Below are 12,160 nucleotides of genomic sequence, written 5' to 3' on the forward strand. Positions count from 1 at the left end.
GGTCTGTCGTCGCGGTCGCCGACGACGGACGACGACACACATAATGATCACCAGAGCACCGTATGGAACGAATGGAACGCGTGGCCCCCATGCCCCCCATGCTCCCCCCGGACGACACGGACGCCAGAGAAGAAGCCGCCGACGAGTATGCGGCGGCGCCGCTGCTCAATTGTCTGCTGCGGGAGGTGGGGGAGCCCGCCGGGACCCCCGGCACATACCGGCTCCGTGCCAGTGGCCGCCTGATCAGGGTCCGCGGCACGCGCCGACCGACCCGCCCCGAGGTGTACGCCGACGACGCCTGGCACCGGCTCACCCATGCCGAGCTCGTCAAGCTCACCGCCGAGGAACTGCGCGCGTACACCGGTCTGTCCAACCCCGAGCTGCCCGCCGAGATGACCGACAGCAGGCACGCGGTCGCCGCGATCCTCGCCGCGCGGGCCCGTGCCACGCCGCCGTCGGACCCGTATATGCGCTCCGAACAGTCCCTGATCACCGGGCATCCGCACCACCCGGCCCCCAAGGCGCGCGGCGGTGGCCCGGTCACCGGGTGGCTGCCGTACGCGCCCGAGGCGTACGCCCGCTTCCCGCTGGAGCTGCTCGCGGTGCGCGAGGACGCGGTCGTCGAGGAGGGTGATACGACAGCGCTCGACAGCCTCGGGGACCCGCCGCCCGGCTACCGGATGCTCCCCGCCCACCCCTGGCAGCTCGACCTGGTTGCCGCCCGCCCGGAGATCCGGGACGCCTTCGCGGACGGCCGGCTCGTCCGACTGGGCCGCACCGCGTACCCGCTCTGGCCCACGGCCGCGATCCGCACGTTGTACGACCCCGCCCCCGACGATGCCGACCTCTTCCTCAAGTTCAGCCTCGATGTGCGCATCACCAACGACATCCGCCGGCTGTGGCGGCACGACCTGCTGAAACTGCGCCGTACGGACGAGGCGACCGCCACGGCCTTCGCGGCCCTCCCCGGCCCCGCCGCATGGCTGAGCGACCGCGGTTACCGCACCGCCGACTTCGCCTTCGAGGAACTCGCCGTCATGGTCCGCGACGGACTGCGCGCCCATGTCGTCCCCGGGGCGACCCCGCTCCTCGCGGCCGCCCTGGCGGAAGGCTTCGACGGCAGTCCCCTCGACCGGCTCACCGACCCCGCCGACTGGTGGGCGGCGTATCTGCGCCAGGTCGTGCCCCCGGTACTGGAGGTGTTCGCGCGCCACGGCGTCGTGGTCGAGGCGCACCTGCAGAACACGGTGGTGGTGGTGGACGCGGGCGGCACGCCCGTGCAGGCGCTCTTCCGGGACGCGGAGGGGGTGAAGCTCCTGCCGGACGTGGACCGGGCCGCCGGTTGGGAGCGGCTGGTCTACTGCCTGGTCGTCAACAACATCACCGAGGTCGCCGCCCTGCTGGCGGAGGAGCACCCGGGCTGGGATCCCTGGCCCGCGGTACGGACCGAGCTGGCCCGGCACGACCTTCCCGAGGTCGCTGACCTGCTCTCCTCGCCCACCCTCCCCGGCAAGACGAACCTCCTGCTGCGCTGGACGGGCGCGGACGGGGCGGACGCCCGCTATGTACCGCTGCCGAATCCGCTCGCGAATCCGCTGCCGAATCCGCTCGCGAATCCGCTGCCGAATCCGCTCGCGCAGCACGTCGCGGATCCGCCGGCCGGCGAATAATCCCGACGGCTCAGGTGACCGGCTGATTTACAGTGGCCAGTGTGCTGCGCGATGTGACTGCTGTTCGATACGTGACCCCGCTGAGGGCGGGCGGTTCCGTGCCCGGAGTCGTCGAGGCCGATGACCTGGGGACGTACGTCGTGAAGTTCACGGGATCCGCGCAGGGCACCAAGGCCCTGGTCGCCGAGGTGATCGTCGGTGAGCTCGCGCGCGCCCTCGGACTGCGGTTCCCCGAGCTGGTCCTGGTGCACTTCGACCCGGCGGTCGCCGCGCACGAGCCCCACCGCGAGGTCCAGGACCTGCTGCATGCCAGCGCCGGGCTCAACCTCGGCATGGACTATCTGTCGGGCGCCAAGGACTTCACCCCGGAGATCGCCAGGACGTTCGCCGTCGACCCGCTGGAGGCGGGCAAGGTGATCTGGCTGGACGCCCTCACGGTCAACGTCGACCGCACGGTGCACAGTTCGAACCTGATGGTCTGGCCCACGCTCGGCATCGCGCCCGCACGCCTGTGGCTGATCGACCACGGCGCCGCCCTCGTCTTCCACCACCGCTGGGACACCTCGGCGCCGGAGAAGTCGTACGACTTCACACGCCACGCCCTCGGCGGCTACACCCCTGACACCCGCGCTGCGGACGCCGCACTCGCGCCCCTGGTGACCGAGGAGCTGTTGCGCGGGATCACGTCTCAGGTGCCCGACGCCTGGCTCGCGGACGAGCCGGGTTTCGCGACTCCCGACGAGGCGCGTGAGGCGTACGTCCGCTATCTCGTCGCCCGCGTGCGGGCCTCCGCGCAGTGGCTGCCCACCGACTTCCCCACCAGGGAACAACTCGCCGCGCAGGACGTGGACCGCGCGGCGAAAACCCGGCGAGGCCGTCCGAACTGGCTCAAGCAGGTCCCTGACCTGCACGGCGAACCGGCCGCGGAGCAGGATTGGTCGGTGCATCTCGGATGACCACGGAGAATGTACGTCTCGGATGACCACGGAGAAGACGGAGACTGCGGAGAACATGGCGGACGCGGAGACTGCAGAGAACGTGGCGGACGCGGAGAACGTAGCGGACACGGAGCCCTCGGACACCCATCGCGTCCAGATCGAGTACTGCACTCAGTGCCGCTGGCTGCCCCGTGCCGCCTGGCTCGCCCAGGAACTCCTGACCACCTTCGAGACCGAGTTGACGGAACTCGCCCTCAAGCCCGGCACCGGCGGTGTCTTCGTCGTACGCGTCGACGACGAGGTCGTCTGGGACCGCCGCGACCAGGGCTTCCCGGAGCCGACGGCCGTCAAGCGCCTCGTACGCGACCGAGTGGCCCCGGAAAAATCCCTGGGCCACTCGGAGAAATGAGCGTCAGCCGGCCAGCTGCTCGTACGCGGGCAGCGTGAGGAAGTCCGCGTAGTCCTCGTCCAGGGCGACCTTCAGCAGCAGGTCGTGCGCCTGCTGCCAGTTGCCCGCGGCGAAGGCCTCCTCGCCGATCTCGGCGCGGATGTTCACGAGTTCCTCGGCGGCGATCTTGCGCGCCAGCTCGGGCGTCGCGGTCAGGGCCGTGCCGTCGTGCTCGAAGACAACCCCCGCGTTGATCCACTGCCAGATCTGCGACCGGGAGATCTCGGCGGTGGCCGCGTCCTCCATGAGGTTGAAGATGGCGACCGCGCCCATCCCGCGGAGCCAGGCCTCGATGTAACGGATGCCGACCTGGACGGCGTTGACCAGTCCGTCGTACGTCGGCTTCGCGTCGATGGAGTCGACGGCGATCAGGTCACCGGCCGCCACCGAGACGTCCTCGCGCAGCCGGTCCTTCTGGTTCGGCTTGTCGCCGAGGACCGCGTCGAAGGAGGCCATGGCGATCGGGACGAGGTCCGGGTGGGCCACCCATGAGCCGTCGAAACCGTCGCCCGCCTCACGGTCCTTGTCCGCCTTGACCTTCGCGAAGGCGACCTTGTTGACCTCTTCGTCGCGGCGCGAGGGGATGAACGCTGCCATACCGCCGAGAGCGTGGGCGCCCCGCTTGTGGCAGGTGCGGACGAGGAGTTCGGTGTACGCGCGCATGAACGGGGCCGTCATCGTCACCGCGTTGCGGTCCGGCAGCACGAACTTCTCGCCGCCGTCACGGAAGTTCTTGACGATGGAGAAGAGGTAGTCCCAACGGCCGGCGTTCAACCCGGAGGCGTGGTCGCGGAGTTCGTAGAGGATCTCCTCCATCTCGTACGCGGCCGTGATCGTCTCGATCAGGACGGTCGCGCGGACCGTGCCCTGCGGGATGCCGACGTAGTCCTGCGCGAAGACGAAGACGTCGTTCCAGAGGCGCGCCTCCAGGTACGACTCCGTCTTCGGGAGGTAGAAGTACGGGCCCTTCCCGAGGTCGATCAGGCGCTGCGCGTTGTGGAAGAAGTACAGGCCGAAGTCGACGAGCGCGCCGGGGACGGGTGTGCCGTCGGCGTCGACGAGGTGCCGCTCGTTCAGGTGCCAGCCGCGCGGCCGCATGACGACGGTCGCCAGTTCATCGGCCGCCTTGAGCGCGTACGACTTGCCGGTGCGCTCGTCCGTGAAGTCGATGTTCCGGGTGTAGGCGTCGGTCAGGTTGACCTGACCGAGGACCACGTTCTCCCAGGTGGGCGCTGAGGCGTCCTCGAAGTCGGCGAGCCAGATCTTTGCGCCGGAGTTGAGGGCGTTGATGGTCATCTTGCGGTCGGTGGGGCCGGTGATCTCGACCCGGCGGTCGTTCAGGGCCGCCGGGGAGGGGGCCACCTTCCAGGAGTCGTCCGCGCGGATCGCGGCGGTCTCCGGGAGGAAGTCGAGCGTGGAGGTGCGGGCGATCTCGGCGCGGCGCTCCGCACGGCGGGCGAGGAGCTCGTCACGCCGGGGCGTGAACAACCGGTGCAGCTCGGCCACGAAGGCGAGGGCCGCGTCGGTGAGGACCTCCTCCTGCCGTGGCAGGGGCTCGGCGTCGACGATGGCCAGCGAGGACGGCGCTGGTGCGGACATGAGCTGTCACTTCCTTCAGCGAGCGTGGCACCGGGTGCCAGTCAATCTGAGTACGGCTGCGAACGCCCGCGGAGCCGCCAGGCGCTTCTGAACAGTGGATACTAGTTTCCTCATGGTGGAAGTTCAATGGTTTGTTGATGTCGAGATTCTCCGAGTCGAGGGAAGCTGGCGCTCAGTGCCACCCCGTTCACGGCCGGGGAGGTGGCTCAAGGTGGACCAGGTCTTCCGTGGTGTCGATGTCGTACGGCCGTGCGACGTCTCCGCACTCGACGAGAGTGATTGCCTCCTCGTGCTCCTTCAGGTATGCGCGTGCCCCCCGATCCCCGGTGGCAGTCGCGGCGATGCCCGCCCAATGGGCGGCGCCGAAGAGAACGGGGTGGCCGCGCACGCCCTCATAAGCGGCCGAAACCAGTGACGTTTCGGCCTGGTACGCGGCAAGGACCCGGCTCACCGCCTCGGGGCCGATGCCGGGCTGATCGACGAGTGACACCAGCGCGGCCCGCGCCCCCGTGCCTGCCAGCGAGTCGAGTCCCGCGCGCAGTGAGGAACCCATGCCCTCCTCCCACTCCGGGTTGTCGACGAGCACGCAGCCGGGCAGCGCGGCCCGCTCCCGTACGGCGTCGGCCCCGGCCCCCAGGACCACGTGGACGCGCGTGCAGCCTCCCGCACGCAACACTGCGACCGCGTGTTCGACAAGGGGTCGCCCCCGGTGGGACAGGAGCGCCTTGGGTCGCCCCCCGAGCCGCCGCCCGCCGCCGGCCGCCAGCAGCAGCCCGGCCACCTGGTCTTTGTTCACCGTCATGTCCCCTGCATACCTGACCCGGCCGGGGCGCGCTCCGGGACCCCGGCGGACCGCACGAATTCCGAGGGCTGAATTTCGGTCAGGGGAGTGGCGCCCACCGCGCCGGGTGGCGTTTACTGGCCCGCGTCTCTCGGCGCCTGACCATCGCCACGGGGCGTTGGACCGACGTACGAAGGACTTGCGCACAAGGATGCGCGAGGGGGGAGAGCTGTGTTGCGGAGCTTGGGGCAGAGGTCAGTGACCGGCAGTGACGAAGACCCGAGAGTGGCGGAACTGCGTACCGCCGTCGCTCGGCTGCGCCGTCAACTGGCCGCGCACCCCGCCGAGTTCCCGGACCGGGGCATCGCCGAGGACGAACTCGCGGCCCTCGCCGCGATGGCCATCAGCGGCATCCCCGAGATCCCGCGTCTGCGCCGCTCCCTACTGCTGGTCGCCGGCTCGATCGGCTCGGTCAGCGCGCTGGCCGCGAGCCTCGCGGACGTCCGCAGCGCGGTGGAGCTGTTCGGGCAACCGCCGCGGCGGTAGGTCTGGCGGGTACCGGGGGGCCGCCGCGGCGGTAGGTCCGGTGGACGCGGGAACCGTCCGGCGCTGGTAGGTCCCGTGGAGCGGCCGTGGGCGGTAGGTCCGGGGGATTCGTGGAGCCGCCTCGCTGGTGCGGGGAACTGCGCCGATGGTGCGGGGAGCCGCCCCGATGGTGCGGGGAACCGCCCCGCGACAGTCACGCCACCCAGTGCGGGCGCCCCGCGTCCGTACCGGCCGCGTCGAGCCCGCTGTCCAAGGCGGTCGCCACCCGGCGTACGGCGTCGTCGAGGACCTCCGGCGACAGCGTGTACGGGAAGCGCAGGCGCTGTTCGTGGGTGCCGGGATCGGCGCCGAAGCGGGCCCCGCCCTCGACGCGTACCCCCTGCGCGAGCGCCGCGCGGGCCAGCGCCGAGGCGATCGGGCGGCCCAGGTCGATCCACAGCGTCAGCCCTCCGGGCGGCAACTGCCAGCGCCAGTCAGGGAGATGACGGCCCAGCGACTCGGCGAGCGCGTCCCGCTGGGCCCGCAGCCGTGGCAGCCGCTCGCGCAGTACGTCGTCGGTGCGCGCCAGCAGACCGAGCGCGACCAACTGGTCGAGGACCGGGCCGCCCATGTCGGTCGGCACCCGCGCCGTCGCCAGTTCCGTGATCAGCCGGGACCCCGCCCGCACCCAGCCGACCCGCAGACCGCCCCAGTGCGTCTTGCTCAACGACCCAACGGTCACGATCTGTTCGGCCATCCCGCGCGGCGCCAGTGACGCGAAGGGCGCAGGCGCCGGAACATCCAGCGCGATCTCCGACATCGTCTCGTCGATCAGCAGCCAGGTGCCTGTCGCCCGCGCCGACTCCAGTACGGCCAGGCGCTGTTCGGGCGGCATCAGACGCCCCGTCGGATTGTGGAAGTCGGGGATCAGATACGCGATCCGGGGCGCCGCCTGCCGTAGAGCGCAGTCGATCAGACCGGAGTCCCAGCCAATCTCGGTGACGGGAACGGGAGTTGTCCGCAGCCCGGCGCGGCGGATCGCGTCGAGGGCGTTCGGATAGGAGGGGTTCTCGACCAGCACCCGGTCGCCGGGTCGCCCGAGCAGACCCAGCGTCAGGGACAGCGCCTGCTGCGCCCCGGCCGTGATGAGGATCTGATCCGGCAGTGTCGGCAGCCCGCGCCGGGTGAACCGCTCGGCGACCGCGGCCCTCAACTCCGGGATTCCGTAGGGGTTGTAGCCCGGTGTCGGCGCATGACGGGCCAGCATCGTGCACGCCGCGGCGACCGCCTCCGCGAGCTCCGCCTCGGGCGCGCCGGGCGCCGCGAAGGCCAGGTCGATCACCCCGTCGTTGACAGGGAACGAGGCCACATTGGTCGGGCGATGCCCCTCGGGGAGCTCCGTCCAGGTACCGGCACCCCGTCGGCTGCGCGCGAACCCGCTCTCGCGCAGAAGGTCGTACGCCGCCGTCACCGTGGCCCGGCTGACCCCCAGAGTCGACGCCAGTTCACGCTCGGCGGGCAACCGGATGTGCAGCGCGATCCGGCCGTCGAGGAGCAGCTTGCGTACGCCGTCCGCGAGCGCGCGATAACCGGGGCGGCCATCGACTTCGGGACGGCTGTCGGGGTGGGGCGCGGTGGACAGCAACCCCGCCAGCTGCCGGCTTCCCAGCGTTCTGTCCACGGAGCGGACCACCGGTCTGTTCACCATGCCAACTCCCTCGTATTGGCCCTGTAGGGCAGGCCAATCAGCTTACAGAATGTGAGCGTGTACGGAATTCGGCCTGCCGGATTGGCCTGGGAAGGGGAGCAGTGGGATGAAAGCCCGGAACACCCGAGTCCACGGGAAGGAAGCTGCTGACGTCACCGATGTCACCGACCGCCTGGAGCGGGAGCTGCAACGGCGTCAGGAGGAGCGCATGCCGGGCGTACCGCTGCGGGAGTGGGCGCGAGGCCTGCTCGCCAGTTCGCTGAGGCGAGGGGGCGAGCACTGATGGCCGCCGACGGGGCGCGCCTCGTCGTCGGGGTGAGCGGCTCGCTCGCGAGCCTCGCCGCGCTCCGGGTCGCCGCCCACGTGGCCCGAGAGAGTGGTCGTACGCTCGTCGCCGTCCTGGCCTGGGAGCCGCCCGAGGGCGAGGCCCTGTACGTCAGGAGCCCCGACAGCGCCTGGGCCGCCCACTGCGAACACGAGGCCCGAGCCCGCCTGGACCGGGCCTTCGACGAGGCCTTCGGCGGTACGCCCCCGGGGGTCACCGTCCGCCGACGGGTGATCCGCGGCCGCCCCGACCAGGTCCTGTGCGCCTGGGTCGCGGACCCGGGCGACCTGCTCATCCTCGGCACCCGCACCCGCACCCGCACCCGCACCCGCACCCGCACCGGCCCGCGTCGGGCGGCCGTCCGCCGACGCGTCCTGGCGCAGGCCCGTTGCCCGGTTCTGACGGTCCCGGCACCCGCGTTGCCGAGGCGGGAGCGCCGTGCGCTGCGACGCGCGACGGCGGGGGATTTCGAGATGCTGGCGTGAACAGGCCGGTACGACGGTGCGGGACTGCGAGGTGTCGGTCTGCTGTCTGCTCAGGCCGCCGGGCCGGAGCTTGCCAGCGCCGCCGACAGTTCCACCGCGACCTGTTGCAGCACGGGCACGATCTTCTCGGTGGCTTCCTCGGTGACGCGGCCCGCCGGGCCGGAGATCGAAATGGCGGCCGCGGTGGGTGAGTTGGGCACCGAGACGGCGAGGCAGCGGACCCCGATCTCCTGCTCGTTGTCGTCGATGGCATAGCCGAGTCGGCGTACCTCTTCCAACGCGGTCAGGAAGCCGTCCGGCGTGGTGATCGTCTTCTCCGTCGCGGCGGGCATGCCGGTACGGGCGAGGAGCGAGCGCACCTCGTCGGCCGGAGTGTGCGCGAGCAGCGCCTTGCCCACCCCTGTGGAGTGCGGCAGCACGCGCCGGCCCACCTCGGTGAACATGCGCATCGAGTGCTTGGACGGCACCTGGGCGACGTAGACGATCTCGTCGCCGTCGAGCAGCGCCATGTTCGCGGTCTCGCCGGTCTCCTCGACCAGACGCGCGAGGTAGGGGCGGGCCCAGGTGCCGAGCAGCCGGGCGGCGGATTCCCCGAGCCGGATCAGGCGGGGGCCGAGGGCGTACCGGCGGTTGGGCTGCTGGCGTACGTAACCGCAGGTCACCAGCGTGCGCATGAGGCGGTGGATGGTGGGCAGCGGCAGCCCGCTGCTCGCGGCGAGCTCGCTCAGGCCGACCTCGCCCCCGGCGTCCGCCATCCGTTCGAGCAGATCGAAGGCGCGCTCGAGAGACTGGACACCACCGCTCGGCGAAGATGACTTGGCGGCGTCGGTGGTGCTGGCGCTGGACGACGGCACGGGCGCGGTCCTTTCAAGGCTGACAGGCAGTGATGCAGCCTACCGGGGAGTCGGTCGACTCCCGAGTGGTGCATTACTACGTTCTGCTTGGCGGAATTCTAATTCCACTTTGTGGAAACGTCCAGAGTGGGCGGGTGGAGAGCAGAGTGGAGAGATGTGCCCTTGACGGCGCGTGGGTCGAAGTGAAGACTCCTTCAACAGAACGTTGAATTTCGTTACGCGGAAGTAAACAGCCGCATCGGGAGTCAACAGGGGCAGAGAGAGGGGTCCGGGTGTCCGACGTCGAACTGGTACTGCGCTCGACACGCGTCATCACTCCCGAAGGGACGCGCGCCGCCTCGGTCGCGGTCGCCGGGGGAAAGATCACGGCCGTACTCGCGCACGACGCGGAGGTACCGGCCGGTGCCCGCATCGAGGACTTCGGCGACGACGTCCTGCTGCCCGGCCTCGTCGACACCCATGTGCACGTCAACGATCCAGGGCGCACGGAGTGGGAGGGCTTCTGGACGGCGACGCGCGCGGCGGCCGCCGGCGGTATCACCACCCTGATCGACATGCCGCTCAACTCCCTCCCGCCGACGACGACGGTCGACAACCTCCGTACGAAGAAGGACGTCGCCCGTACCAAGGCGCACATCGACGTCGGTTTCTGGGGCGGCGCGCTGCCCGACAACGTCAAGGACCTGCGGCCGTTGCACGACGCGGGCGTCTTCGGCTTCAAGGCGTTCCTGTCGCCGTCGGGCGTGGACGAGTTCCCGGAGCTCGACCAGGAGCAACTCGCCCAGTCGCTGGCCGAGATCGCCGGCTTCGGCGGCCTGCTGATCGTGCACGCAGAGGACCCGCACCACCTCGCGGCCGCCCCGCAGAAGGGCGGCCAGAAGTACGCAGACTTCCTCGCCTCGCGGCCGCGTGACGCCGAGGACACCGCCATCGAGAACCTCATCGCTCAGGCGAAGCGCCTCAACGCGCGCGTGCACGTGCTGCACCTGTCGTCGAGCGACGCGCTGCCGCTGATCGCCGCGGCGAAGGCGGAGGGTGTACGGCTCACGGTCGAGACCTGCCCCCACTACCTCACGCTCACCGCCGAGGAAGTCCCGGACGGCGCAAGCGAGTTCAAGTGCTGTCCGCCCATCCGTGAGGCCGCCAACCAGGACCTGCTGTGGCAGGCCCTCGCCGACGGCACCATCGACTGCGTGGTCACCGACCACTCGCCCTCCACGGCCGACCTGAAGACCGACGACTTCGCGACCGCCTGGGGCGGCATCTCCGGGCTCCAGCTGAGCCTGTCCGCGGTCTGGACGGAGGCCCGCGCGCGCGGGTACGGCCTGGAGGACGTGGTGCGCTGGATGTCCGCGCGCACGGCGGAACTCGTCGGCCTCGGTGACCGCAAGGGCGCCATCGAGGCGGGCCACGACGCCGACTTCGCGGTCCTCGCACCGGACGAGACCTTCACCGTCGACCCGGCCGCGCTCCAGCACCGCAACCGTGTCACGGCGTACGCCGGCAAGACCCTCAGCGGGGTCGTCAAGTCCACCTGGCTACGGGGCCAACGCATCGTGGCCGACGGGGAGTTCGGCGAGCCGACGGGGCTCCTGCTGAGCCGCCGGCCCTAGCTACCCCCCACTCCCACTCTCACCCGCACCCGCAGCGGCCGACCTTCGAAAGGCAGACCTGATCATCGTGACGGCGCAACAGCAATCCCCTCTGGCGGGCTTCACCGGCGACGCGAACCCCTACGGAGGCGGCGATCCGTACGCGGACTACCGCACCGCGGACTTCCCCTTCACCCGGTACACCAACCTCGCCGACCGGCAGCTCGGCGCCGGTGTCATCGCCGCCAACGACGAGTTCTTCGCCCAGCGCGAGAACCTTCTCGTGCCCGGGGACGCCGAGTTCGACCCCGAACACTTCGGCCACAAGGGCAAGGTCATGGACGGCTGGGAGACCCGCCGACGGCGCGGTGCCTCGGCCGAGCACCCGTGGCCGACCGTCGAGGACCACGACTGGGCCCTCGTACGCCTGGGCGCGCCCGGCGTCGTACGCGGCATCGTCGTCGACACGGCCCACTTCCGCGGGAACTACCCGCAGGCGGTGTCGGTCGAGGGCGCGTCCGCCCCCGGCTCTCCCTCGCCGCAGGAGCTGCTTGCGGACGACGTGAAGTGGACGACGCTCGTCCCGCGTACGGCGGTCGGCGGCCACGCCGCCAACGGCTTCGCGGTGTCGGTGGAGCAGCGCTTCACCCACCTGCGCGTCAACCAGCACCCCGACGGTGGCATCGCGCGTCTGCGCGTCCACGGCGAGGTCGTACCGGACCCCGAGTGGCTGTCCGTGCTCGGCACCTTCGACGTAGTCGCCCTGGAGAACGGCGGCCGCGCCGAGGACGCCTCGAACCTCTTCTATTCACCCGCCTCGAACACCATCCAGCCGGGCCGCTCCCGCAAGATGGACGACGGCTGGGAGACCCGTCGCCGCCGCGACCAGGGCAACGACTGGATCCGCTACCAGCTGGTCGCCCGCTCGGAGATCCGCGCGATCGAGATCGACACGGCGTACCTGAAGGGCAACAGCGCGGGCTGGGCGTCGGTGTCGGTGAGGGACGGGGAGTGGACGGAGATCCTGCCCCGTACTCGGTTGCAGCCCGACACCAACCACCGCTTCGTCCTCGACGCCGCCGCCGTCGGCACCCACGCGCGCGTGGACATCTTCCCGGACGGCGGGATCTCGCGGCTGCGACTGTTCGGCTCGCTGACGGAGGAGGGGGCGGCGCGGCTGACGGCGCGCCATCAGGAGCTGGGCGGCTGACGGGGCGCAGTTCAGCCCGTCCGGC

Annotated in this window: 12 protein-coding genes; 8 read left to right on the top strand and 4 right to left on the bottom strand. The window is 70.9% G+C overall.

Going from position 1 to position 12,160, the window contains the following annotated elements:
- Positions 1–89 precede the first annotated feature (89 nt).
- From AB0N66_RS01970 to AB0N66_RS01980, 3 genes are read left to right on the top strand one after another with little or no spacing between them, the layout of a single operon-like run.
- Positions 90–1,670 (top strand): IucA/IucC family protein, encoded by a 1,581-nt coding sequence (locus AB0N66_RS01970; RefSeq protein WP_365427080.1) that lies wholly within the window; start codon positions 90–92, stop codon positions 1,668–1,670.
- Between the two features lie 41 nt (positions 1,671–1,711).
- On the top strand, positions 1,712–2,626 hold the full coding sequence (locus AB0N66_RS01975) for a HipA family kinase (RefSeq protein ID WP_365427083.1): 915 nt from the start codon (positions 1,712–1,714) through the stop codon (positions 2,624–2,626).
- Positions 2,627–2,681: 55 nt separating this feature from the next.
- Positions 2,682–3,017 carry a SelT/SelW/SelH family protein gene (locus AB0N66_RS01980; RefSeq protein ID WP_365427310.1) on the top strand — a complete coding sequence of 112 codons (336 nt, stop codon included), beginning with the start codon at positions 2,682–2,684 and terminating at the stop codon, positions 3,015–3,017.
- 3 nt (positions 3,018–3,020) lie between these two features.
- Here the strand turns inward: AB0N66_RS01980 and aceB are convergent, their stop codons facing one another.
- Positions 3,021–4,655, bottom strand: coding sequence for a malate synthase A (aceB, locus tag AB0N66_RS01985; RefSeq protein ID WP_365427086.1), 1,635 nt, complete (start codon positions 4,653–4,655; stop codon positions 3,021–3,023).
- Positions 4,656–4,842: 187 nt separating this feature from the next.
- Positions 4,843–5,457 (bottom strand): nucleotidyltransferase family protein, encoded by a 615-nt coding sequence (locus tag AB0N66_RS01990; protein ID WP_365427089.1) that lies wholly within the window; start codon positions 5,455–5,457, stop codon positions 4,843–4,845.
- Positions 5,458–5,667: 210 nt separating this feature from the next.
- On the opposite strand from AB0N66_RS01990, the gene AB0N66_RS01995 reads away from it, so the two are divergent.
- Positions 5,668–5,982 carry a DUF5955 family protein gene (locus AB0N66_RS01995; protein ID WP_365427091.1) on the top strand — a complete coding sequence of 105 codons (315 nt, stop codon included), beginning with the start codon at positions 5,668–5,670 and terminating at the stop codon, positions 5,980–5,982.
- Positions 5,983–6,175: 193 nt separating this feature from the next.
- Here the strand turns inward: AB0N66_RS01995 and AB0N66_RS02000 are convergent, their stop codons facing one another.
- On the bottom strand, positions 6,176–7,669 hold the full coding sequence (locus tag AB0N66_RS02000) for a PLP-dependent aminotransferase family protein (RefSeq protein WP_365427094.1): 1,494 nt from the start codon (positions 7,667–7,669) through the stop codon (positions 6,176–6,178).
- A 106-nt stretch (positions 7,670–7,775) separates the two neighbouring features.
- On the opposite strand from AB0N66_RS02000, the gene AB0N66_RS02005 reads away from it, so the two are divergent.
- Together AB0N66_RS02005 and AB0N66_RS02010 are read left to right on the top strand one after the other, a co-directional pair.
- Positions 7,776–7,952 (top strand): hypothetical protein, encoded by a 177-nt coding sequence (locus AB0N66_RS02005; protein WP_365427097.1) that lies wholly within the window; start codon positions 7,776–7,778, stop codon positions 7,950–7,952.
- On the top strand, positions 7,952–8,479 hold the full coding sequence (locus AB0N66_RS02010) for a universal stress protein (RefSeq protein WP_365427100.1): 528 nt from the start codon (positions 7,952–7,954) through the stop codon (positions 8,477–8,479). The genes AB0N66_RS02005 and AB0N66_RS02010 overlap by 1 nt, the downstream gene beginning before the upstream one ends.
- A gap of 50 nt (positions 8,480–8,529) precedes the next feature.
- Here AB0N66_RS02010 and AB0N66_RS02015 read toward each other — a convergent pair whose 3' ends face one another.
- Complete coding sequence (locus AB0N66_RS02015) at positions 8,530–9,333, bottom strand: IclR family transcriptional regulator (protein WP_365427103.1); 804 nt, start codon at positions 9,331–9,333, stop codon at positions 8,530–8,532.
- A gap of 272 nt (positions 9,334–9,605) precedes the next feature.
- On the opposite strand from AB0N66_RS02015, the gene allB reads away from it, so the two are divergent.
- Together allB and alc are read left to right on the top strand one after the other, a co-directional pair.
- The gene (gene allB, locus AB0N66_RS02020) at positions 9,606–10,946 is read left to right on the top strand and encodes an allantoinase AllB (RefSeq protein ID WP_365427106.1); all 1,341 of its coding nucleotides are present in this window, start codon (positions 9,606–9,608) and stop codon (positions 10,944–10,946) included.
- 67 nt (positions 10,947–11,013) lie between these two features.
- Positions 11,014–12,135 carry an allantoicase gene (alc, locus tag AB0N66_RS02025; protein ID WP_365427109.1) on the top strand — a complete coding sequence of 374 codons (1,122 nt, stop codon included), beginning with the start codon at positions 11,014–11,016 and terminating at the stop codon, positions 12,133–12,135.
- Positions 12,136–12,160 lie beyond the last annotated feature (25 nt).

Origin of the sequence: Streptomyces sp. NPDC093544 (genome assembly GCF_040683495.1) — a bacterium.
Lineage (GTDB): Bacteria > Actinomycetota > Actinomycetes > Streptomycetales > Streptomycetaceae > Streptomyces.